The 22,144-nt window shown below is 41.2% G+C and carries 20 protein-coding genes; 5 read left to right on the top strand and 15 right to left on the bottom strand.

Annotation, left to right across the window (positions count from 1 at the left end; translation table 11 throughout):
- Positions 1-74: 74 nt before the first annotated feature.
- From alr to WMO43_RS06855, 8 genes are all read right to left on the bottom strand, one after another.
- Positions 75-1,253 (bottom strand): alanine racemase, encoded by a 1,179-nt coding sequence (gene alr, locus WMO43_RS06890; protein WP_353530683.1) that lies wholly within the window; start codon positions 1,251-1,253, stop codon positions 75-77.
- The gene (locus WMO43_RS06885) at positions 1,250-2,818 is read right to left on the bottom strand and encodes an NAD(P)H-hydrate dehydratase (RefSeq protein ID WP_353530682.1); all 1,569 of its coding nucleotides are present in this window, start codon (positions 2,816-2,818) and stop codon (positions 1,250-1,252) included. Before WMO43_RS06885 ends, alr begins: the two co-directional genes overlap by 4 nt.
- A 76-nt stretch (positions 2,819-2,894) precedes the next feature.
- Positions 2,895-3,524 (bottom strand): hypothetical protein, encoded by a 630-nt coding sequence (locus WMO43_RS06880; protein WP_353530681.1) that lies wholly within the window; start codon positions 3,522-3,524, stop codon positions 2,895-2,897.
- A gap of 20 nt (positions 3,525-3,544) precedes the next feature.
- A complete protein-coding gene (locus WMO43_RS06875; RefSeq protein ID WP_353530680.1) occupies positions 3,545-4,228 on the bottom strand; it encodes a redox-sensing transcriptional repressor Rex in 684 nt (227 codons plus the stop codon).
- A 30-nt stretch (positions 4,229-4,258) separates the two neighbouring features.
- Positions 4,259-6,175 (bottom strand): ribosomal protection-like ABC-F family protein, encoded by a 1,917-nt coding sequence (gene abc-f / locus WMO43_RS06870; RefSeq protein ID WP_353530679.1) that lies wholly within the window; start codon positions 6,173-6,175, stop codon positions 4,259-4,261.
- 76 nt (positions 6,176-6,251) lie between these two features.
- Positions 6,252-7,460: an NADP-dependent isocitrate dehydrogenase gene (locus WMO43_RS06865; protein ID WP_353530678.1), complete on the bottom strand. Its 1,209-nt coding sequence runs from the start codon at positions 7,458-7,460 to the stop codon at positions 6,252-6,254.
- Positions 7,447-8,142 carry a GntR family transcriptional regulator gene (locus tag WMO43_RS06860; protein WP_353530677.1) on the bottom strand — a complete coding sequence of 232 codons (696 nt, stop codon included), beginning with the start codon at positions 8,140-8,142 and terminating at the stop codon, positions 7,447-7,449. The genes WMO43_RS06865 and WMO43_RS06860 overlap by 14 nt, the downstream gene beginning before the upstream one ends.
- Before the next feature lie 17 nt (positions 8,143-8,159).
- Positions 8,160-9,542 (bottom strand): hydroxymethylglutaryl-CoA lyase-like TIM-barrel protein, encoded by a 1,383-nt coding sequence (locus tag WMO43_RS06855; protein ID WP_353530790.1) that lies wholly within the window; start codon positions 9,540-9,542, stop codon positions 8,160-8,162.
- Positions 9,543-9,723: 181 nt separating this feature from the next.
- On the opposite strand from WMO43_RS06855, the gene WMO43_RS06850 reads away from it, so the two are divergent.
- Entirely contained in the window at positions 9,724-9,936 is a 213-nt protein-coding gene (locus WMO43_RS06850; protein ID WP_177962554.1) for a chorion class high-cysteine HCB protein 13, read from the top strand.
- A gap of 57 nt (positions 9,937-9,993) precedes the next feature.
- Here WMO43_RS06850 and WMO43_RS06845 read toward each other — a convergent pair whose 3' ends face one another.
- Positions 9,994-10,182 (bottom strand): hypothetical protein, encoded by a 189-nt coding sequence (locus WMO43_RS06845; protein WP_353530676.1) that lies wholly within the window; start codon positions 10,180-10,182, stop codon positions 9,994-9,996.
- A gap of 124 nt (positions 10,183-10,306) precedes the next feature.
- On the opposite strand from WMO43_RS06845, the gene WMO43_RS06840 reads away from it, so the two are divergent.
- Positions 10,307-10,636: a hypothetical protein gene (locus WMO43_RS06840; protein WP_353530675.1), complete on the top strand. Its 330-nt coding sequence runs from the start codon at positions 10,307-10,309 to the stop codon at positions 10,634-10,636.
- A 14-nt stretch (positions 10,637-10,650) separates the two neighbouring features.
- Positions 10,651-10,932, top strand: a complete 282-nt coding sequence (locus tag WMO43_RS06835; RefSeq protein WP_353530674.1) for a hypothetical protein — start codon at positions 10,651-10,653, stop codon at positions 10,930-10,932.
- A 110-nt stretch (positions 10,933-11,042) separates the two neighbouring features.
- Here WMO43_RS06835 and leuS read toward each other — a convergent pair whose 3' ends face one another.
- From leuS to WMO43_RS06820, 3 genes are all read right to left on the bottom strand, one after another.
- On the bottom strand, positions 11,043-13,460 hold the full coding sequence (gene leuS, locus WMO43_RS06830) for a leucine--tRNA ligase (protein WP_177962436.1): 2,418 nt from the start codon (positions 13,458-13,460) through the stop codon (positions 11,043-11,045).
- A 237-nt stretch (positions 13,461-13,697) separates the two neighbouring features.
- The gene (locus WMO43_RS06825; protein ID WP_353530673.1) at positions 13,698-15,002 is read right to left on the bottom strand and encodes an InlB B-repeat-containing protein; all 1,305 of its coding nucleotides are present in this window, start codon (positions 15,000-15,002) and stop codon (positions 13,698-13,700) included.
- A gap of 26 nt (positions 15,003-15,028) precedes the next feature.
- Entirely contained in the window at positions 15,029-17,116 is a 2,088-nt protein-coding gene (locus tag WMO43_RS06820) for an elongation factor G (RefSeq protein ID WP_353530672.1), read from the bottom strand.
- A 246-nt stretch (positions 17,117-17,362) separates the two neighbouring features.
- Between WMO43_RS06820 and aroF the strand changes: the two genes are divergently transcribed.
- Both aroF and WMO43_RS06810 read left to right on the top strand, forming a co-directional pair.
- Positions 17,363-18,376 carry a 3-deoxy-7-phosphoheptulonate synthase gene (gene aroF, locus WMO43_RS06815; protein WP_353530671.1) on the top strand — a complete coding sequence of 338 codons (1,014 nt, stop codon included), beginning with the start codon at positions 17,363-17,365 and terminating at the stop codon, positions 18,374-18,376.
- Complete coding sequence (locus tag WMO43_RS06810) at positions 18,376-19,473, top strand: prephenate dehydrogenase (protein WP_353530670.1); 1,098 nt, start codon at positions 18,376-18,378, stop codon at positions 19,471-19,473. Before aroF ends, WMO43_RS06810 begins: the two co-directional genes overlap by 1 nt.
- Before the next feature lie 86 nt (positions 19,474-19,559).
- Here the strand turns inward: WMO43_RS06810 and WMO43_RS06805 are convergent, their stop codons facing one another.
- From WMO43_RS06805 to WMO43_RS06795, 3 genes are all read right to left on the bottom strand, one after another.
- A complete protein-coding gene (locus WMO43_RS06805; RefSeq protein ID WP_353530669.1) occupies positions 19,560-20,342 on the bottom strand; it encodes a helix-turn-helix domain-containing protein in 783 nt (260 codons plus the stop codon).
- A gap of 920 nt (positions 20,343-21,262) precedes the next feature.
- Positions 21,263-21,445, bottom strand: a complete 183-nt coding sequence (locus WMO43_RS06800; protein WP_353530668.1) for a hypothetical protein — start codon at positions 21,443-21,445, stop codon at positions 21,263-21,265.
- Positions 21,446-21,465: 20 nt separating this feature from the next.
- Entirely contained in the window at positions 21,466-21,729 is a 264-nt protein-coding gene (locus WMO43_RS06795; protein WP_353530667.1) for a hypothetical protein, read from the bottom strand.
- Between the last annotated feature and the right edge of the window lie 415 nt (positions 21,730-22,144).

Below are 22,144 nucleotides of genomic sequence, written 5' to 3'. Positions count from 1 at the left end.
CACTCCAAAATTGGAATTTACAGTAAGTATTTCCCAAATTTTTCGAGTGTATACGAATTTTTATACGGAGTATCTTATTCGTCAAAATAATCTTTGGTATCGACAATTTTTCCGTCTGCGTAAAAAACTCTCGGAATACGCTTGCCAAGGTCACAGGCAAACTCATAATTAAACCGCTCTGAAAGTTCTCCGAGTTCATTCATACTCAACGTCTCACTGCCGTCTGTTCCGATCAGTGTCACCTCATCGCCTACTCTGACTTTTGGAATATCGGTCACATCTACCATAAACTGATCCATGCAGATCCTTCCGCAGATTGGTGCTTTTTGTCCGTGTATCAGCACCCAGCCCTTATTCGACAGGCTTCTCGGATAACCATCCCCGTAACCGACCGGGATCGTTGCGATCCTTTCCGTATGTGTTACCTCATAAGTGCCTCCATAACTGATCGTTCTTCCTTTTTCTAACGTCTTGATATGAATGACTTTTGATTTTAAAGTCATCACCGGCTCTAAATCAATGCGTTCTTTTTGTACCTCATCCGACGGTAACAGTCCGTATAAAATAATTCCTGCCCGCACGGCATCCATATTCACTTCCGGCAGATCAATGATCCCTGCACTGTTGGAACAGTGTTTTAACGGAATTTCAACGCCACGCTCTTCTAACATTGTAAGCATTTTCTGATAAGCAGCGATCTGACCATGTACATGGGTCTTATCTGCTTCATCTGCTTTTGCAAAATGTGTAAATACGCCTTCGATCTTCAAGTTTTTCAGTTCTGCCGTCTTTGCGATCTCATCCGCACTTGCCTCGCTGACCTGATAACCGATACGGCTCATTCCCGTATCGATCTTAATGTGTATCTTTGCAGTCTTTTTAAGACGTTTTGCAGTCTCTGACAACACCTTTGCCGATTCATAAGTAAAAATTGCCGGCTCTAAGTCGTCCTCTACAATTCTTTCAAATTCTTCTTCAAAGCTGTGGCCTAAGATCAGGACCGGCTTTTTTATTCCATGTCTTCTTAAAACCGTTCCCTCCTGCTGTGTTGCCACTGCAAATCCCCAAAGATATGGGAGACTTTCGATTTTTTTCGCAATCGGAACGGCACCGTGACCATATCCGTCTGTTTTGATGACTGCGATGATCTTCGTATCGTCTTTTATTAATGTATGCATCTTTTCTAAATTGTGCATGACTGCATCCAGATTAATTCCTGCATAAACACGCTGATAATCCTGCTCTGTTTTCATTTTAATACCTCTTTGATTCCATCTAATATATCTTCTGCCATCAGGCTGTAGTAACCTGTTTTTTCTACCATTGCATCGCCCGAAAGTCCATGCACATAGACTCCGAACACCGCGGCTTCTTCCGGTGTCAGCCCGCCTGCAAGGAAGCCTGCTATGATCCCTGTTAAAACATCTCCGCTTCCCGCGGTTGCCATGCCATGATTTCCGGAAGTATTTACATATGTTTTTCCATAAGGAATACTTGTGATCGTCCTTGCATCTTTCAGAACGCAGATCACATTGTATTCTCTTGAAAAATCCTGTGCCGTCATTAAGATATTTTTCTTAATATACTCTATCGGCATATCTACCAGTCGTGACATCTCGCCTAAATGCGGTGTTACGATCAGATCCGTATGCGGACCTTTTAATATTTCTAATTCTTCGGATAACAGATTCAGTGCATCTGCATCCACAATGATCGGAACTGCCGCTGTCTGTATCGTGAGTTTTACAATCTGTCTTGCCGTGTCCGAGCGCCCCAGTCCCGGTCCAAGTACCAATACGTCTGCCCATTGTACTGCGGCGATCAGGGATTCTTTCAGATTCTTTTTTCCGTCATAGGTAACCGGGATTGCCTCCGGCAGCCTTGTAGTCAGCATCGTCCTGTTCTTTTCATGTGTAAAGACTTTGACCAGTCCGCAGCCGCTTAGATATGCCGCCTTTGCTGAAAAATATGCCGCTCCTGATATTTCTTCACTTCCGGCTATGACAAGCACTTTTCCGTAAGTTCCTTTGTTCGAATCTGCTTTTCTTTTTGGAAGTCTTGTTAAATCCTCTGCCTGTGGCATCAGCATCTGTGGCTCTTTTTCTAAAAAGCTCTCTTTTGTGATCCCGATATCTGCAATATGGATCTGCCCCGCCGCGTCTGCTCCCGGATACAGCCACAATCCTGTTTTATTGTATGCAAAGGTCACGGTGTGGTCCGCATAAAAGCAGTTTCCCATGACTGCCCCACTGTCCGCATGGATTCCGGATGGGATGTCAATCGCTATTTTTGTTCCTTCTAACCGGTTCATTTCTTCGATTGCTTCCCGGTGGATTCCCTCAACATTCCTTGAAAGCCCAATCCCAAACAGAGCATCTATGATCAGGGTATACGCAGTCTGTGCCTGTATCTGTGTCTGCATTTGTGTCTGTATTTGTGCCTGTTCTGAATCCGGCTCCTGCACGCAAAACTGCTCACAAAATCCCTCTTTTTGTTCCACGACTGGAATGCCATATGCTTTTAAGATATCATACTGCTTTTTCGTCTCTTCGGAACACTTTTCGGGATTTCCGATCAGCCATACCTCTACCTCATTGCCTTCTAAATAAAGCATCCGTGCCACTGCCATACCGTCTCCGCCATTGTTTCCGGTACCACAGACTACAAGTGTTCTCTTCGCATCTGCTGCTTCCTTTTTTATCATTTCCACAACACGCAGTGCCGCCCGTTCCATCAGAACAAGGGATGGCACTCCAAAGACTTCTATCGTATTCTTATCAATTTGCTTCATCTCTCTTGCATTCAGCAAATACTGCATTTTATCACTTCTCCCTTTTTGTAGGATTCCTAATGCAAAAACAACGCTCTACCGAACCGGTAAAGCGCCCGCTTTTTTATTCTTCTTCTTTTTTCTGTTCCTGTTCTTCTTCCTCTTTCAGGTCAAAGACATCTATGATCTCCGCACCAAAGATATCATGCATATAGGAATAGATTTCCTTACTGTTGATCTCACGGTTCTGCTTTTTGATGATATTCTTTTTCAGATCGATCCGCACCTGTTTGATCCAGGCATCGATTTCTTTGATCTCTTCATCATTTGTGCGAAGTTTCTCATAACAGAACTCCATGCTTGCTAACATGAGTCTTTCATTTGCGTCTTTGATCTGTTTTGGCAGTTCTAACAGTTCATCCTCACATGCTTCTATCTTTTCATTTACTTCGTTGATCAGGCGGGTGTTCTCATCCATGATCTTATCATTTGACGGTCGGTTACTCTGCTCATCACTCTCATCCATATGTGCAACAATGCTCTCCATCAGACTGGCTTTGACTTTTTTTAAGTCTTTGATATCCTGATTTGCCTGCCCCTGTCTGGCTATGAGATGATTCAATTCTTCTTCCGTACTCTGAATCTCGTCTGATTTTCCATGAATCGCAAACAGCCGGTGCCACTTCTGGTCTAAGACCAGAATCGGTACTTTCTTATTGATCAAGGCTCCTTTGAAATATTCTTTCTCTTTCATGTGAAATCCCCGTCCCTACTCTATTTTTCTTTTGCTGACTGATTTTTTACAATGTTATAGGACAACTGCATCAGACTGTCGGACAGATGAACGTTCTCTACTACCACGTCCTTATCTGTCAGTTCTAAATCCACATGTGCAAAATTCCAGATCGCATGTACGCCGGAATCCACCAGTTTCTTTGCAACTGCGTCTGCCTTTTGTTTTGGCATGGTCAATGCCGCAATATCCACATCGTGTGTCTTTAAGAAGTCTTCCATTTCATCAATCATATGAATTTCTATTCCACGCACTGTCTTTCCTTTCAGTGCAGGATTTACATCAAACAGGGCAATGATCACAAAGCCCAGTTTCTCAAATTTTACATAATTCGCAAGTGCCTGCCCCAGATTACCGGCTCCGACTACAATAATATTGTGTCTTTGATTTAAGCCTAAAATCTTACCGATCTCATCGTGCAAAAATTTTACATTATATCCATATCCCTGCTGTCCGAATCCGCCAAAGTTATTCAGATCCTGGCGTATCTGTGACGCAGTGACATTCATTCTGCTGCTAAGTTCATTCGACGAGATACGCTCTACGCCTTCGTCTAAAAGTTCCCCTAAATATCTATAATATCTGGGCATTCTGCGAATTACTGCCTGTGAAATCTCTTTTTCCACTTTAATTCCTCCTAAGCCAACTACATATATTATAAGCATTTGTAGTTTTACTGTCAATGTGTCAAAAATTTAACTATCTTCTGACAGCACTTCCCACTGCTCATACAGAGCTTCGAGTTTTTCAGAAAAAACGGCTCGTTCGCTTCCAAGTTCATTTAATTTTGCGGAATTTACTGCAATCGCAGGGTCCTGACACTGCTCATCGATCTCGGCGATTTTCTGCTCGCACATTTCAATCTCGGCTTCTACTTTTTGCAGTTCATTGGCAATTTTTCTGCGGCGTGCCTGTTCCTGCTTTTGTTTCTGCCAGTCCTGTTTGTTCTCTGTCTCTGCTTTTTCTTTTGAAACGGTTTCTGCATCTGACGGCGTTAACGTTTCCTGCTCTGTACGTTTTTCTATATAATAGTCATAATTTCCCAGATAATTTGTCAGCACTCCGTTAGACAGATCCAGTATCCGGTGTGCCGTCTTATTGATAAAATAACGGTCATGGGACACGAAAAAGACGGTTCCCGTATAGTGGTTCAATGCCGATTCCAATATTTCTTTTGAAAAAATATCCAAATGATTCGTCGGCTCATCGAGAATTAAAAAATTCGCCTTGCCAAGCATCAGCTTTGCCAAAGACACACGTCCACGCTCTCCACCACTCAGATCACCGATTCTTTTAAAGACATCATCATTGGTAAACAAAAATGCCGCTAAGGTATTTCGCACCTGTGTATTGTTCAGTTCCGGATATGCATCACTGATCTCTTCAAACAGTGTTTTTTCCATATGGAGTACCTGATGCTCCTGGTCATAATATCCGATATAGACATTGCTTCCAAGCCGGATGACTCCCGCATCCTCTTTGAGCATTCCGTTTAATATCTTTAAGATCGTTGTTTTTCCGGTTCCGTTGTTTCCGATCAGGGCAACATGCTCTCCACGCTTGATCTCAAAATCCAGATTTTCAAACAGTTTCTGGCTGCCAAAAGATTTTGCTAAACCCTCGACACTTAAGACATCATTACCGCTTAATATATTCGGCTCTAATGTGATCTTGATATCGGTATGTTCTTCCACCGGTTTTTCTAAACGATTGATCTTATCTAACAGCTTTTCACGGCTCTCTGCCCGCTTTATGGATTTTTCACGGTTAAAGGATTTCAGCTTGGTAATGACTTCTTCCTGATGTTTGATCTCCCGCTGCTGATTGTAATAGGCTTTTAGCTGTGCCTCGCGGACTTTTTCTTTTTTTACGGCATATTCAGAATAATTGCCTTCATAGACCTGCGCCTGATGCAGCGACACTTCAATGACTTTTGTCACGACACGGTCTAAAAAATAACGGTCATGGGACACGATGACTACCGCACCTTTGTAGTTCATCAAAAAGGTTTCTAACCATGTAATAGAGTTCATATCCAGATGGTTCGTCGGCTCATCTAACAGGATGATGTCCGGCTTTGTAACAAGCAGTCTTCCAAGCGCAACTCTGGTCTTTTGTCCTCCTGAGAGCTGGCTGATCTTCTTTTGATAATCTTCCTGTGAAAAACCGAGTCCGTTTAAGACACCGTAAACCTCACTCCGGTAACTGTAACCGCCCTCTAATTCAAACTGATGATGCATACGGTTATAGTCCTCTAAAAGTTTTTCTAATTCTGCCCCTTCTACATGATGCATCTGTTCTTCCATCGCACGGATCTTTTGCTCCATTGCGATCACATCACTCTTTACGGAAAGCAATTCTTCTTCAATGGTCCTGTCACCCTCTAAATCCTGATGCTGTGCTAAATAGCCTAAGGATTTACCTTTTGCAGTGATGACCTCTCCGGTGTCAGGAGTCAGTTCTCCTACTATGATTTTTAAAAGTGTGGATTTTCCGGCACCGTTGATGCCGACCACGGCTGCCTTTTCATGATCTTCAATATGAAAAGACACATTTTTTAGAATTTCGTCTGTTCCAAATGATTTGCTGACATTCTGAACGGATAGTATCATATTTCACCTCATTACCCGAAAAAGGGTGCCTCTGTGGGCACCTCTTTTCGAAGTATCATTTCTATGTTCTCTGCGCTTATAATATCTCTTCTAATGTCTTGCGGATCTCTTTGATAAAGTTCTCGCTGTTTAATACGGTTACATTTTCTAAAGATGTGATCAATGCTAAATCTTTTGTCATTTTTCCTGACTCGATCGTTGCAATACATGCTTTCTCTAACTTATCCGCAAAGTCTGATAATGCCTGATTGTTGTCAAGTTCTCCACGTTTTCTGAGTGCTCCCGTCCATGCAAAAATAGTTGCTACGGAGTTCGTAGATGTCTCTTCGCCTTTTAAGTGTTTGTAATAATGACGCTGTACGGTACCGTGTGCTGCCTCATACTCGTAATATCCGTCCGGAGATACCAATACGGAAGTCATCATTGCAAGAGAACCGAATGCTGAAGATACCATATCACTCATAACATCTCCGTCATAGTTCTTGCATGCCCAGATATAACCGCCCTCTGATTTCATGACTCTTGCCACGGCATCGTCAATCAATGTGTAAAAATATTCAATTCCTGCGGCATCGAATTTTTCTTTGTATTCTGCATCAAAGATTTCCTGGAAAATATCTTTAAATGTATGGTCATATTTTTTAGAAATGGTATCTTTGGTTGCAAACCATAAATCCTGTTTCTGATCCAGTGCATAGTTAAAGCAGCTTCTTGCAAAGCTCTCAATAGAAGCATTTACGTTGTGCTGTCCCTGTACGATTCCCGCACCGGTAAAGTTATGGATGGTCTCTCTCATCTCGGTACCATCCTCTGCTGTGTATACAAGTTCGCATTTTCCTGCTGCCGGGATCTTCATCTCCACACCTTTGTATACATCACCATAAGCATGTCTTGCGATCGTGATCGGTTTTTTCCAGTTGCGTACACATGGCTCGATTCCCTTTACTACGATCGGGGTACGGAATACGGTTCCGTCTAAGATCGCACGGATCGTTCCGTTTGGACTTTTCCACATCTCTTTTAAGTCATATTCATCCATACGGGCTGCATTCGGTGTGATCGTCGCACATTTTACGGCAACTCCATATTTTTTTGTCGCTTCTGCGGAATCTACCGTTACCTGATCGTCGGTTGCATTACGATGCTCTAAACCAAGGTCATAATATTCGGTATTGAGTTCGATGAATGGATTTAACAGTTCATCCTTGATCATCTGCCACAGGATTCTTGTCATTTCATCTCCGTCCATCTCAACTAACGGTGTTGCCATCTTAATTTTTTCCATGAATTTCTTCCTCCATACTGTTCATATTTAATAGCTTATCCCATCCGTAGCGGTCATAGCTGTGGATGGTGTTCATAATATGCTGGTTTGCAAGCTGCTGGGCTTTTTCCGCATCATGAGCCTTCAAAGCCTCGACAATCCTTTTATGTTCCTCGTTCGACTCCTTTGCACGTTTTGTCCCGGAAAGGGAAACCTTCCGTACCCGTTCCACATAGTGGTGGAAATCGCTGAGCACATGTTTTAACATCTTACTCTTGGACGCCTCATACAAAATCTCATGAAAACGATTGTCTAATTCTAATATCTGTTCAAAATGTTCTTTTTGGATATGAAACTCCGTAAGATAAAGATTCTCTTCTAATTCTTCTAATTCTTTATCTGTGATCCCGGTGACCGCCTTTTTCGCACAAAGTCCTTCTAAAAGGGAACGGATCTCATAGATGTCCTGGATATCATCTTTGGATATTCCCTCCACAAAAGCTCCCCGGTTTGGAATTATCGTGACTAAACCTTCTAATTCTAACTGCCTTAAGGCTTCCCGCACCGGTGTCCGGCTGACTCCGAGTTCCTCTCCGATCGTCTTTTCTTTGAGTTCCTCATCTTTTTGATATTTTCCGGATAAAATTTCTTCCCGAAGGGTATGAAACACACGCGCACTCAGGGAATGACCATCCTCACTCATTATAAACCCTCCTATAGTTATAATTCAATCTGCAGCTTTTGACAACAGTCATTTATCATTTCTGTCAATTCTGCATCCGTCATAACGGTCACTCTGCCATCATCATACTGTTGATCCACCTTCTCTTTTACAAGATGAACTAACTCTGAATTCTTATCTACTGCACGTTCTCCCTCTAAATGATAGTAAGTATTCATCCAGTGTGCAATGCCGGCTAACCCCGAAGTGTTTGATACAGATACCAGTACCGGCCGGTTTAAAAATTTCTCCGTATCAAATATATTATAAATCTCCTCATTTTTCAATAAGCCATCTGCATGGATTCCCGCTCTTGTGACATTAAAATTCTTTCCGCAGAATGGTGTACGGTCCGGCATCACATATCCTAATTCTTTTTCAAAATACTCTGCAAGTTCCGTGATCACGGTTGTATCCATACCGTCTAAACTTCCCCGAAGCTGTGCATATTCAAATACCATTGCCTCTAACGGCGTATTTCCGGTTCTTTCTCCGATACCGAATAAGGAACAGTTGACACCGCTCGCTCCATAGAGCCATGCGGTTGTGGAATTGGTTACCGCTTTGTAAAAATCATTGTGTCCATGCCACTCAATCAGTTCACTTGGCACACCTGCATGTGTGGTCAGACCATAAATGATCCCCTGTACGCTTCTTGGTATGACGGCTCCGGCAAAGTTCACGCCATAACCCATCGTATCACAGGCACGGATACGGATCGGGATCTGATATTCCTCCATCAGCTTCATCAGTTCTAAACAGAACGGAATGACAAATCCATAGATATCGGAACGTGTGATATCCTCTAAATGACATCTCGGTGAAATACCGGTCTCTAAACATTCCCGGATGACACTTAAATACTGATTCATTGCCTCTCTTCTTGTCATTCGCATTTTATAAAAAATATGATAATCGGAACAGCTGACTAAGATTCCTGTCTCTCTCAATCCGATATCCTTTACAAGCTGAAAATCTTTCTTATTGGCACGAATCCAACTGGTAACCTCCGGAAACTTGTATCCGCGCTCTAAACATTTATATACGGCATCTCTGTCTTTTTTACTATATAAAAAGAATTCACTCTGACGGATTTTTCCATTTGGTCCGCCTAATCTGTGCAGATAATCATAAATTGTTACAATCTGCTCTGCCGTGTAAGGAGCTCTTGACTGCTGTCCATCCCGGAATGTCGTATCCGTAATCCAGATTTCTTCCGGCATATTATGAGGCACGATACGGTCATTAAATGCGATCTTAGGCACTTCATCGTATGGAAACAGATTTCTGAATACGTTTGGCTCTGCCACATCATTTAACTGGTAAAAATGTTCCTCTAACTGTAATAGATTTGTCTTTTCATTCTTGACAACTTCCCTCATATCTCCGATGGCTTTCATCTTCATCCTCCTGATCTTATTTAGTATACAATTTATCTTCTTGCATAATTGTATACAATTATGCAAGTATTGTCAACATTTTATTATTTTTTATGGCTGCCCTGTAACACTTTTTTGTTCCCCACATATGATGAAGTGTAAGTAAAAATTTGGAGGATTTCAAATGAGTGATTTAGCAGCAACAAACTGTGGATGCGGATGCGAAAACGAAGGAGGATGCAACTCTATTATCTGGTTGATCATCCTGTTATGCTGTTGCGGATGCGGCAACAATGGTATCGGTGGCGGATGCGATAACGGCAACAACAGCTGTTTATGGTTAATCTTATTACTCTTCTGCTGCGGTGGCAACGGATGCGGTGGCGGATGCTTCTAGCCTTTCTGTTTTGTCTACAGTCTGAAACGGGTACTGCTGATGCAGTACCCGTTTTTCTTATCGGAAAATTTCTCTTACACCTTTACGGTTCTTCTCACGACTGTTCTGACTGTTTTTTTCACGGTTTCGCTCCCATTTCTGTTCCCATTCTCTTTTTCGTTCTTCCTGCTCTTTGTGGCGTTTTTTCTCAAGACATTCCTCATCTATCTCATATACTTTATTTCCGTCAATGATCAGTTTTCCCATTTTTCTGCTCCTATTCTTGATTTTGGCATAAAGCTCCTACTGTTACTATATGCAGGCTTCAAAATATTGCATAGCTTTTTTTCTGATGCATATATTGAAAGAAAAAGGGTAACTACAGGATTTTATGGACGACGAACTGAAACCAACACTTTTCGATGAACAGCTGCAAAGCAAAGAACTCCAGATTCTGAAAACCTCAATTCCCTATCTGCAGGAACCCCAGCAGAAGAATCTCGCAATTTTTGCCAAAATCTTAGAGTTGCAGAAGACAATACACTTTTTTGAAAACGACTCCAGCAGTCTGAATATATGTTCCATGGAAAATCCGGAAGAAAATGTGGTCAATATGCTGAATGACATCCGCCCATACTGCAATGAAAAAGAGGCGGAAAATCTTGATTCCTTTATCAATATGTTCCAGCTCTTTTCCGCATATGACTTATTGTTCCGCTGATCAGGAGGTATCTAATGGACATTTCAGATTTATTAAAACAGGGAAATATGGGAAATATTTCCCCTGAAAAGCTCAACTTCTTAATGCAGTTTGCCAATCAGAACCATTCCGGCAACGCAAAAGAAATGGCATCCGAGCTTTCGCAGGCTGCTTCTACCGCCAAAAAGGAAGGGATTGAGTTTTCCGAGAACGAACGGGATATGATGATCAATATCCTGAAACAGAACATGTCAGAGGAGGAACGAAAAAAGACGGATATGATCCTCTCACTGATGAAAAATATGAAAAGACGTTAACTTTACACAATTTCTATGTAAAATGGCGTAGTCAGTGCTACACTAAACTACGCCATTCTGTCTTTTCAAATGCACATTCATCTGTGCAATGTTCTTATATTTTATTTCAACTATTTCTGCACAATATTGATAATTCTTCCCGGAACGTAAATCTCTTTTACGATCGTTCCTGTCAGCTTATCTGCGATCAGTTCTTTTCCTGCAGCAATTGCAGTATCTTTATCTACATCTGCCGGAAGAGTTACAACTGCTCTTGTCTTGCCGTTGATCTGAACCGGAAGCTCGATCGTATCTTCTACGGTCTTTGCCTCATCAAATTCCGGCCAGGTCTGTGCATAGACTCTTCCTTCGTATCCGCAGTTCTCCCAGATTTCTTCCGTGATATGAGGTGCTACCGGATTTAAGAGAATTAAAAATGTTTTGAATTCTGCACGGTTGATAGATCCCTCTTTATAGAAATCATTTAACAGACTCATCATTGCAGCAATCGCCGTGTTATATTTCAAATTTTCAAAATCACTGCTTACTTTCTGGATGGTCTGGTGCATCTTTGTTTCAAATGCACTGCGGTACTCATTTCCGTCTACTAAAATCTCCTGCAGTTTCCATACACGGTCTAAGAAACGGCGGCATCCTTTTACTCCATTTTCAGACCAGGAAGCGCTCAGATCAAATGCTCCGATGAACATTTCATAAGTACGAAGTGTATCTGCGCCGTAGTCCATGACAATGTCATCCGGATTTACTACATTTCCACGGGATTTAGACATCTTCTCGCCATTTTCTCCTAAGATCATTCCGTGGGAAGTACGTTTCTGGTATGGCTCCTTTGTTGGAACAACACCCTGATCATATAAAAATCTGTGCCAGAATCTGGAATAGAGAAGATGCAGTGTTGTATGCTCCATTCCGCCATTATACCAGTCTACTGGCAGCCAGTATTTCAGTGCTTCTTTGCTTGCTAATGCCTCTGTATTCTTCGGATCTGTATAACGTAAGAAATACCAGGAAGAACCTGCCCACTGTGGCATGGTATCTGTCTCACGCTGTGCCGGTCCGCCACAGCAAGGGCAGGTGGTATTGACCCAGTCTGTCATTGCTGCTAATGGAGATTCTCCATTGTCTGTCGGCATATAGCTGTCTACATCCGGAAGCTCTAACGGAAGCTCGCTCTCCGGAAGCGGAACATAACCACATTTTTCGCATTTTACGATTGGGATCGGTTCGCCCCAGTAACGCTGACGTGAAAATACCCAGTCACGCAGTTTGAAGTTGGTCTTGCTCTTTCCAATTCCTTTTTCCTCTAAAAAGGCGATCATTTTTTTCTTTGCTTCTGCTACTTCAAGTCCATCTAAAAATCCGGAGTTGATCAGTTTTCCGGAAGCCACCTCGGTGTATGCCTCTTCCTGTACATTCTCACCGCCTGCCACTACTTCGATGATCGGCAGATCGAATTTTTTTGCAAACTCCCAGTCTCTGGTATCGTGTGCCGGAACCGCCATGATCGCACCTGTTCCGTAAGACATCAGTACATAGTCTGATACCCAGATCGGGATTTCTTTCTCATTGACCGGGTTAATGGCACTCAAACCGTCAATTGCCACACCTGTCTTTTCTTTTGCAAGTTCTGAACGCTCAAAATCAGATTTTTTTGCAGCCTGCTCACGATAATCCTGAATTGCATCCCAGTTCTTAATATCTTCTTTATATTTATCTAACATCGGATGCTCCGGTGATACTACCATATAGGTTGCTCCGAACAAAGTATCCGGTCTGGTTGTATACACGGTCAGTTTTTCCTCCTTGCCGGCAACCTGGAATTCTACCTCTGCACCCTGGCTTTTTCCGATCCAGTTCTTCTGTGAAACTTTGACACGCTCAATATAATCTACGTCCTCTAATCCCTCTAAGAGTTTTTCAGCGTAATCCGTGATCTTTAACATCCACTGGCTCTTTACTTTCCGTACTACCGGACTTCCACAACGCTCGCAGACTCCGTTGACTACTTCTTCATTTGCCAGACCGACTTTGCAGGATGTACACCAGTTGATCGGCATCTCACTCTTATAAGCCAAACCTTCTTTAAATAATTTTAAGAAGATCCACTGTGTCCACTTGTAATACTGCGGGTCTGTTGTATTGATCTCACGATCCCAGTCAAAAGAATAACCTAAAGAATGAAGCTGCTGTTTAAAATGCTTCACGTTATTCTCTGTTACGATCCTTGGATGGATCTTATTTTTAATCGCATAGTTCTCTGTCGGCAGTCCGAATGCATCCCAGCCCATCGGATATAAGACATTGTAACCCTGCATTCTTCTCTTTCTTGCTACAATATCTAATGCGGTATATGGTCTTGGATGACCTACATGAAGTCCCTGTCCTGATGGATATGGGAACTCTACCAGTGCATAATATTTTGGTTTGGAATAATCATCGGTTGCTGCAAATGCTTTCTCATCATCCCAGATTTTCTGCCACTTCTGCTCAATGGCTCTGTGATTATATGGTGTTCCTTTGACTGACATTTTCCTGTTCCTCCTAAACTCGTATGACTTACGAATCTCTACTTTCTCTTATTTTTGCTCATATAGATAAAATTTTAGCACAGACCTAGTATTTGTCAAGTATTCCCACGAAACAAGGACACAAAACATGTCCTTCCATGAAACCGAAATGCAAATTTCAGACCACCACACAGCTCCATAACACAACAGGGCAGATTCCCAATTTTCATAGGAAATCTGCCCTGCGTTTTTACTCTTTTACACTGATTGTAATCTGATACATATGATCTTTTCTAATGGCGACAAACTGTTGCCTTTTCCATCCGTTCCTTCATAATACTTCTGTCCCGCAGATTCAAAGAGAATATAGAGATTCTGTCCAAAAATCTCAAGTTCCTCCGAGCAGGGCGGCATTTCTACCTTCTGCATCGGTTTTGTCGGCTTTTCATTCAAGGCTTCTAACGAGTGATATATTCTTAAAAAGGAGGATTTTGTCCTTCCTAACGAAGTGTTTAAAAACACTCTGCCATCGTCTGCAAATGCAATCCCCTGTACCTTTGGCGGTATCGTATAGGAATCCATTTCTTTTAATTCGTTTTTCGCAAAGCGATAGGAGATCATTTTGGATTTTAAAAAATCGTTTTCCGTTGCTACCCACAATTTTCCATCATGATAGGTGATGCAGGAAGGACGGTTTTTCACCCGAAAAGCCTCTATGGACTTTGAACAGTCAATAAATTCTTTTGGTTTTTCCTTTGCGAGTTCCACAAGGATCTGATATGGGATCCTTTCTAAGGTGCTATTGTCGGAATGACAGATCCATACATTTTTTCCATCACAGGCAACACCGCCTAAGTGGCTGTTTCTCTTCATTCCGAGTGTTGCAAGATACTCTCCACTCTTTCTGTCAAACAGATAAAGTGACCCTAACACATCCCAATCACAACTGTATGCCGTCACTAAAATAAAATCTTTTGTCAGACATAGTCCCTGCGGACATTGATCCTCATCTAAAATGCGCCGGGTTTTGATGTCCTCCTGTCTTGTCGAGGGCATTCCCGGAATGCTGACATAGTCTAACACTTTATAATTGCAGTCTTTTAGTGTCTTGGTGTCTTTGCCAAGTTTCGCATCCGTATGATAAGAATACCTGCTGATATTTTCGACATCGTTGATCTTTCTGGTCCATTTTGCATATAGCACCATATTCCCAACCATGTCCTGTTCAATGGTTGTTACTTTTTTTTCAAAATAATTGTCTGCATACCATCCTGCAAAGTTGTATCCTACCCGCCTTGGCGATTCTAAAGTAAGCGGTAAATCATCCATGCGATAGGACTCGGCATTTTTCCCTGAATTCTGTCCTCCGTTCAACTCATAGGTAATCCGGTACTCAAACAGATGATCTGTTTTTGTGATATCTGTCGGATACTTTTTCTTATCTTCGGATAATTCCTGTGGTTTCCCATCCTGAAATCCATATGCCCTTACAACTGCAGGGTCTTCTAACAGGAAAACCAGAACCAGAATCCATGCAACTGCTTTCTGCCTTCTGATCTTCACCTGTTATCTCCAACCCGTCTTTATTTTTAATCTGCTTTTTCTACTTTATTTGCTCTTGCTTCAATCTCTTTTTCCTGGATATCAGAAGGTGCCTGCTCATATCTTGCAAACTCATAAGAGTAGTCTCCGCTTCCTCCGGTGATCGCTCTCAAACTTGTGGTATATCCATAGAGTTCCATGGTCGGAACGTCTGCAAGAATCTCCTGTTTTCCGCCATCGATCGGATTCATTCCAAGAACTCTGCCCCGGCGTTTGTTCAAATCTCCCATAACATCTCCGGTATATTTATCCGGAACAATGACTTTCAGAGAAGAAATTGGCTCTAAGAGTACCGGAGATGCCTCCATGAAGCCTTTCTTAAATGCCTGGATCGCTGCTGTTTTAAATGCCATCTCGGAAGAGTCTACCGGATGATAGGATCCATCATAAAGCACTGCTTTCACTCCGACTACCGGATATGCTGCCATAGGTCCTTTTAACACTGCTTCTGCCAGACCTTTTTCTACTGCCGGATAATAGTTCTTTGGAACAGCTCCACCGACAACGGTCTGCTCGAATACATATGGTGTCTCTAAATCTCCGGATGGCTCAAATGTCATCTTAACATGACCATACTGTCCATGTCCTCCGGACTGTTTTTTGTACTTGTATTCTACATCTGCTTTTTTACGAATGGTCTCACGGAACGCAACTTTCGGCTTTGTGAGTTCAATCTCCACTTTGTATTTCTCTAAGAGTTTGCTTGCCGTTACCTCTAAATGCAAGTCACCCATACCATATAAAAGCGTCTGTCCGTTCTCGCTGTCATTGACATTCTTCAATGTTAAATCTTCCTGCATCAGTTTTTGCAAAGTCTGGGAAATCTTATCTTCATCTCCTTTATTCTTTGCTTTATATCTCATGCATGTATATGGTGTGGAGATTTGCGTCCGAATATACAGGACCGGATTTGCTTTTGTCGATAAAGTATCGGTTGTTGTGACTTTTGAAAGTTTTGCCAATGCTCCGATATCTCCCGCATGCAGCTCTGTTACTTCTTCCGGCTTATTTCCACGGAGTACATAAAGTTTTCCGATCTTTTCCTCGACGTCTTTGTGCTGATTATAAAGCACATCGTCTGCTTTCAATACACCTGAATTTACTTTAATTAATGAATATTTTCCGATAAACGGATCCACAATAGTCTTAAACACATATGCTGATTTTGGTTTTGCAAAATCGTAATTTGCCGGATATACTTCGTTTGTCTTTGCGTTGATTCCGGTACATTCACGTTTTTCAGGACTTGGCAGATATTTTACGATATCAACCATTAAGGTATACATTCCGCGTGCTAAAATATTAGAGCCCATCAGCACCGGTACGATGCTTCCCTCTGCTACGTTGACACGGAGTGCCTGTCGGATCTCATCTTCGGAAAATTCCTCGCCGTTGAAGTAACGGTCCATGAACTCCTCACTGGTCTCTGCAACAGCCTCCATCAAAGCTTCCCTGCAGATACCTAAATTCTCTTTGGAGTATTCCGGTACTTCTGTTTTTTCTACATTTCCGTCTGCCGTCCAGCGTTTTGCTCTCTGCTGTAAAACATTGACATAACCCACAAACTCTTCGTTTTCGCGGATTGGAAGATGGAATGGCGCGATCTTCTTTCCATAAAGTTCCTGCAGATCCGTTACGACCTGACGGTAGCTTGCGTTGTCTATGTCCATATCGGTTACGAATACCATACGTGGCAATTTATATTTTTCACAGATTTCCCATGCTTTTTTCGTTCCTACTTCAATTCCGTTCTTTCCTGATACTACGATAATCGCTGCATCAGCGGCACTCACTGCTTCTTCTACCTCGCCTACAAAATCGAAATAACCAGGAGTATCTAATATGTTGATCTTTACATCGTCCCAGATAATTGGAACTACAGATGTATTAATGGAAAACAGACGCTTTGTCTCTTCTTTATCATAATCACTGATAGTATTTCCATCACTGATTTTTCCCATACGATTTGTAATGCCGGATAAATATGCCATTGCTTCTACCAGGGATGTTTTTCCGGCTCCACCATGCCCCAGAAGAACTACGTTCCGAATTTTGTCAGTTGTGTAAACATTCATATAAAAATCCTCCCTTAAACTAATCTTGGCAACTTCTCATTACCGATATCTATATTTTACAAAATTTTCTGATTATTCTCAAGTCTTTTATTTATTTTTCACAATTTATTTTTCATGTTATTATTTTAACAATCATTTTCCAAAAATATTTTAGCACTTAAACGCGTTGAAGTGTTGCGTTTTTAAAAATTTCATAGTATGATATGTTTAGTTTATGATTTATTTTATAGAAGAAGAGGTACGATTATGATTATTGTTATGAAACCAAACGCGGAAGAATCCGCCGTCAAAAAGATTATTACAAAAATTGAGGAAAAAGGCTTACATACGCATCTTTCCCAGGGCGAGGAAGTGCTGATCATCGGTGTTGTCGGCGACAAATCCAAGTTAGACACCAATGCTATCTGTGCTCTCCCTTCCGTGGAAAAAATTGTCCCGATCACGGAAAGCTATAAGCTGTCTAATAAGAAGTTCCACCCGGAACCGATGGAATTCTCCGTTGGCAGCACTAAGATCGGTCCAAACAACATTACGATCATGTCCGGACCATGTGCCGTAGAGACAGAGGAACAGCTTTTAAAGATTGCCCATGCCGTTAAAAAATCCGGCGCAACGATCCTCCGTGGCGGTGCTTATAAGCCGCGTACTTCCCCATACTCTTTCCAGGGACTGGAAGTAGAAGGTTTAAAATATATGCAGACTGCCGCAAAAGAAACCGGATTGGCAACTATTTGTGAGGTAACCAGCGCCCACGCCGTAGAATCTGCGGAACAGTATGTTTCCATGCTGCAGGTCGGTGCCAGAAATATGCAGAATTTTGAACTCTTAAAAGAGGTTGGACGCACCGGTATGCCGGTACTGTTAAAGCGTGGTCTTTCTGCTACGATCGATGAATGGCTCAATGCTGCTGAATATATCATGGCTGCCGGAAATTCCAAAGTTGCCCTTTGTGAGCGCGGAATCCGTACTTTTGAAACCGCTACACGCAACACTTTAGACTTAAGTGCTGTCTGCGTTTTAAAAGAAAAAACACACCTTCCGGTCATTGTTGACCCTAGTCATGCCACCGGTGTCCGTGCTTATGTGGAGCCACTTGCCAAGGCTGCCATCGCCTGCGGTGCAGACGGTCTGATGATCGAAGTTCACAATGATCCTGCCCATGCCCTTTCCGACGGCCCGCAGTCTTTGAACTTTGAACAATTCGATTCGGTGATGAACAATATCAAGCCTTACATTGAATTATCCGGGAGGACACTGTAATGTCTTTTGAAAAAGTTGGTTTTATCGGTCTTGGACTGATCGGCGGCTCTATTGCTAAGACCATAAAGAAAAAATATCCAGACACAACCCTGATCGCTACTGCCAGACATGCTGACACCATTCAGGAAGCACACGATTTTGGCACCATCGAGAATGATACGCTGCTGCCACTCTCGGATTTTGCTGACTGTGACTACATTTTTCTCTGTACTCCGGTGCAGCAGAATCTTATTTATTTAAAGGAATTAAAATCTGTCATCAAACCCTCCTGTATCATTACCGATGTCGGCAGTGTCAAAAGCGATATCCACAAAGCTGTAACTGCTCTGGATATAGAAGCGAATTTTATTGGCGGTCATCCGATGTGCGGTTCCGAAAAAACAGGTTTTTTTAATGCTACGGAATATCTTTTGGAAAACGCCTACTATATCATCACCCCGACGGCTAAGACAGCACCTGCACAGCTTGAAGATTTTCATGCTCTGGTCAAATCCTTAGGCTCGGTGCCTATGATCCTGGACTATGAAAAGCATGATTTTGCAACGGCTGCGATCAGTCATCTTCCGCATATTATTGCTTCTAGTCTGGTCAATTTAGTTTCGGATTTAGATGATGAACAGGAAACAATGCGTACAATTGCAGCCGGCGGCTTTAAGGATATTACGCGCATTGCCTCTTCTTCTCCTGTGATGTGGCAGAATATCTGTTTATCCAATCAGGAACAGATTTTAAAACTGACGGATTGCTATATCCATGCATTACAAAATATCCGCTCTTCTGTTGCAGATGCAAAGTCCGATGACATTATTTCTTTTTTCCGAAATGCCAAGGATTACCGTGATTCCATCACAACCCCTGTCCGTGGTTCTTTGCAGAAAAATTACAGTGTCTACTGCGATCTTGTCGATGAAGCCGGTGCCATTGCCACTTTAGCTACCATTATGGCAAGCCACAATATCAGTATTAAAAATATCGGAATTTTGCACAACCGGGAATATGAGGACGGTGTGCTCCAGATTGAGTTCTATGAAGAGGATGCTCTTGAAAAGGCTGTGAAGCTGATGGAGGATAACCATTATGTGGTACATAGAAGGTAAGTAAAACTTCTCTTTTCTATAGTGATAATAAATGTAAAAAGGACTGCAACTTTGTAATTGCAGTCCTTTCGTGATTTTTTAACAGATTAATCTTCATCTGCTTTACATGGGTCTGTGAATGCAACCCATGTTTTTCCATATAGCGATAGAGAAAGAATGGAACCGGAATTATTCGATACACAATCAGAATTGTGATAATACTCGTACCAGCCTTTCATCAATATTTTCTCTGTCATATCACTACTAATTATTTCAACCCAGATTGGTTCTATACTTTTTCTTACCTCTGATACTGCTAAAGGTCTGCCTATTGCATCTACCGGAAGTGAAAACGGCTGAGGAAAACGGTATATGATACCATCAATGTCCGAAAATTTCGTATAAACTCCTTTTTTAAAAACAATTGTTTGACGAAGTGCATCTACAATTCCCCATTTCCCACTATACATTGAATTTCTGCTTCTAACCCACACAGGTTCTCCATCATAGCGTTCTAACTCTTCAACGGAAACCGGTAAACGGAAATTTGATTGCAGCTTGTATTTTTCATCAGTCAATGTCAGACTGACATCTTCCTGTTCTGTAAGTTTTTTAGTTCCCAATTCTTCTTCAAACTCCTCTTCCCCCGGAATCAGATCATCCACTGTTACATTTAATACTTTTGCAATTGCTTCAAGATTACGAATGGGAACTCTTCCGTATTCCCAATTTGAAATCGTTGTTGCCTGGATATCCGCCTTTTTTCCTAACTCTTTTGCAAGACGTATGCCAAATTCATCCTGCGTCATTTTTGCTTTTTTTCTATAAAATCTGATTTTTCTCCCTGCAAATTTACGAATCAACGCCTCTTTTTCCGGTACTATGATCATTTTTATATTTTGGGTTGGTATCCGGTATACATAATATATGATTTCAACCCGTTCCTCCTTCTATCGTGATCTTTGTATATAGGATACTTTTGTATTCTATTGCCTTTTTATTGTTCCGAATCTGATGTGTGCTATCTTATATTCTCTATTTCTTTCTTCCTATAATCACAAATAATTATGCATTTTAAAAATGTATTTTTTAGTTCTTGTTCATTTTTAATTATATATTATCATTCACCGTACACTTTTTCAATACAAAAACATTTTATCCACTAGTAACTGAATTCTTTTATAGTTGTTAGGAAATTCCATGATCCTTGAAATATAATAGGACTGATAGGTACCCGACTAACACGCTCTCTTAACTGATGGAGCTGTGCAGTGCCAAAACATTCTGCCTTTTTTATTTTAAATCTCTTTCTTTTTTAGTGGGATTCCTAATTCTTCTATCAACATAGTTTCTAAATCTCTATTTCTTCTTATATTTTTTCAAAAAAAAGAGCCATAGATTTTTCTATAACCCTTTACTTAATGACTTTTATAACTATATCTTATCATTTGTCACATCTTTGTACAACACTTTTTAATACATCATTTTTTTGTGTATTGCCAGTGCAAATAAATGCCTATCCATCATTCATTTATAGAAACCAAGAAAAACTTATGATATAATCCAGTCAAGGGTACTGCATTATGATTTGGGATGAGATACTGTGATACTACTTAGTGGCAGTCGGATAAACCAATGCAAATATCTGAAAATACGGAGTTAGCCATTTACTCATGTCAGGCTTTCTTCTGATTCAGATATTTCATTACATAAAAAACAATAGCCATTTCCGACTGCATAAGCTGACAGTTGCAGCTATCATTCCGTGCATCATTATGAGCAGTACCCTTGTTAATGTAGGATTTTTATATCATCTTACGTTTAATGCCCGGATAAGACTTTCTTTTAATCTAGTATTTTGATGTAAAAACACCATATTGGAATGAAAGTCCTGTTTCAGCGTGGGAGTCACTGATTTAGACATTTCTTTTACTAAATCCGCAGCTTTTTCATGTCTGACTTCAAATTGTTTTCCGAATGTTGATGTTGGCATATTCATTTCCTTCCCAATTCCTAATCTTCTCCAAATAACTCCGACATAGGAATATCATACCTGCTACACACCTCAGTATACCATGAAAGTGGAAGATCTGGCAGTTGTTTTTCCTTTGCTCCAAAAAGGATACATTCAAGTATGGTTTTAAGTCCTATTTGGAACACATGCTCTTTATCCTCCATCTCAAAATATAATTGCTCCATAGCCGGAGAAATCTTTGTTGGAGAAGACTGGTATGTTGCACGACCGGTTGTATCTGCTATATTGTTTATTTCTTTCATTTTGTGTTTATCAGCAGCGGATTTAAAATACGATCCGCTGCGTCTCCTTTCTTCTTTGAATTAAAAACCTGATTTTGCATAAAATTCCTTTGCTTTTGTGCGATTTTAAAGTAACACAATTTTTGATTAACCTAAGAAAGTCGAAAAATCCGGAAAATGTATCGGAGGATACCCGGTACATGGAAGCTGTTATACAGTTTTTAATAGTGGGGTAATTTTGTTTGGAAAAAATAAAAGACATTACACAATGTGCAGCTGATTGGTTGCAGGCAGATAGACTTTAAACCGATTGAAGTCTATAAGTTTAAAAATAAAGAAAATGGAAATGAAAGTTACATCTAAAAATATGGAAAAATCTGTCAAAAACTGCTATAATTACATTATGGGTACTGCCATAACGGTAGGCGGTTAGTCC

Origin of the sequence: Maccoyibacter intestinihominis (assembly GCF_040096355.1) — a bacterium.
GTDB classification, from domain to species: Bacteria; Bacillota; Clostridia; order Lachnospirales; family Lachnospiraceae; genus Maccoyibacter; species Maccoyibacter intestinihominis.
This window is presented reverse-complemented; position numbering and strand designations above follow the sequence as displayed.

Coding starts and splice junctions, on each gene's coding strand:
- alr (WP_353530683.1), bottom strand. CDS start 1,253: ATGAAAACAGAGCAGGATTATCAGCGTGTTTATGCAGGAATTAATCTG.
- WMO43_RS06885 (WP_353530682.1), bottom strand. CDS start 2,818: ATGCAGTATTTGCTGAATGCAAGAGAGATGAAGCAAATTGATAAGAAT.
- WMO43_RS06880 (WP_353530681.1), bottom strand. CDS start 3,524: ATGAAAGAGAAAGAATATTTCAAAGGAGCCTTGATCAATAAGAAAGTA.
- WMO43_RS06875 (WP_353530680.1), bottom strand. CDS start 4,228: ATGCTTATAATATATGTAGTTGGCTTAGGAGGAATTAAAGTGGAAAAA.
- abc-f (WP_353530679.1), bottom strand. CDS start 6,175: ATGATACTATCCGTTCAGAATGTCAGCAAATCATTTGGAACAGACGAA.
- WMO43_RS06865 (WP_353530678.1), bottom strand. CDS start 7,460: ATGGAAAAAATTAAGATGGCAACACCGTTAGTTGAGATGGACGGAGAT.
- WMO43_RS06860 (WP_353530677.1), bottom strand. CDS start 8,142: ATGAGTGAGGATGGTCATTCCCTGAGTGCGCGTGTGTTTCATACCCTT.
- WMO43_RS06855 (WP_353530790.1), bottom strand. CDS start 9,542: ATGAGGGAAGTTGTCAAGAATGAAAAGACAAATCTATTACAGTTAGAG.
- WMO43_RS06850 (WP_177962554.1), top strand. CDS start 9,724: ATGAGTGATTTAGCAGCAACAAACTGTGGATGCGGATGCGAAAACGAA.
- WMO43_RS06845 (WP_353530676.1), bottom strand. CDS start 10,182: ATGGGAAAACTGATCATTGACGGAAATAAAGTATATGAGATAGATGAG.
- WMO43_RS06840 (WP_353530675.1), top strand. CDS start 10,307: ATGGACGACGAACTGAAACCAACACTTTTCGATGAACAGCTGCAAAGC.
- WMO43_RS06835 (WP_353530674.1), top strand. CDS start 10,651: ATGGACATTTCAGATTTATTAAAACAGGGAAATATGGGAAATATTTCC.
- leuS (WP_177962436.1), bottom strand. CDS start 13,460: ATGTCAGTCAAAGGAACACCATATAATCACAGAGCCATTGAGCAGAAG.
- WMO43_RS06820 (WP_353530672.1), bottom strand. CDS start 17,116: ATGAATGTTTACACAACTGACAAAATTCGGAACGTAGTTCTTCTGGGG.
- aroF (WP_353530671.1), top strand. CDS start 17,363: ATGATTATTGTTATGAAACCAAACGCGGAAGAATCCGCCGTCAAAAAG.
- WMO43_RS06810 (WP_353530670.1), top strand. CDS start 18,376: ATGTCTTTTGAAAAAGTTGGTTTTATCGGTCTTGGACTGATCGGCGGC.
- WMO43_RS06805 (WP_353530669.1), bottom strand. CDS start 20,342: ATGATCATAGTACCGGAAAAAGAGGCGTTGATTCGTAAATTTGCAGGG.
- WMO43_RS06800 (WP_353530668.1), bottom strand. CDS start 21,445: ATGCCAACATCAACATTCGGAAAACAATTTGAAGTCAGACATGAAAAA.
- WMO43_RS06795 (WP_353530667.1), bottom strand. CDS start 21,729: ATGAAAGAAATAAACAATATAGCAGATACAACCGGTCGTGCAACATAC.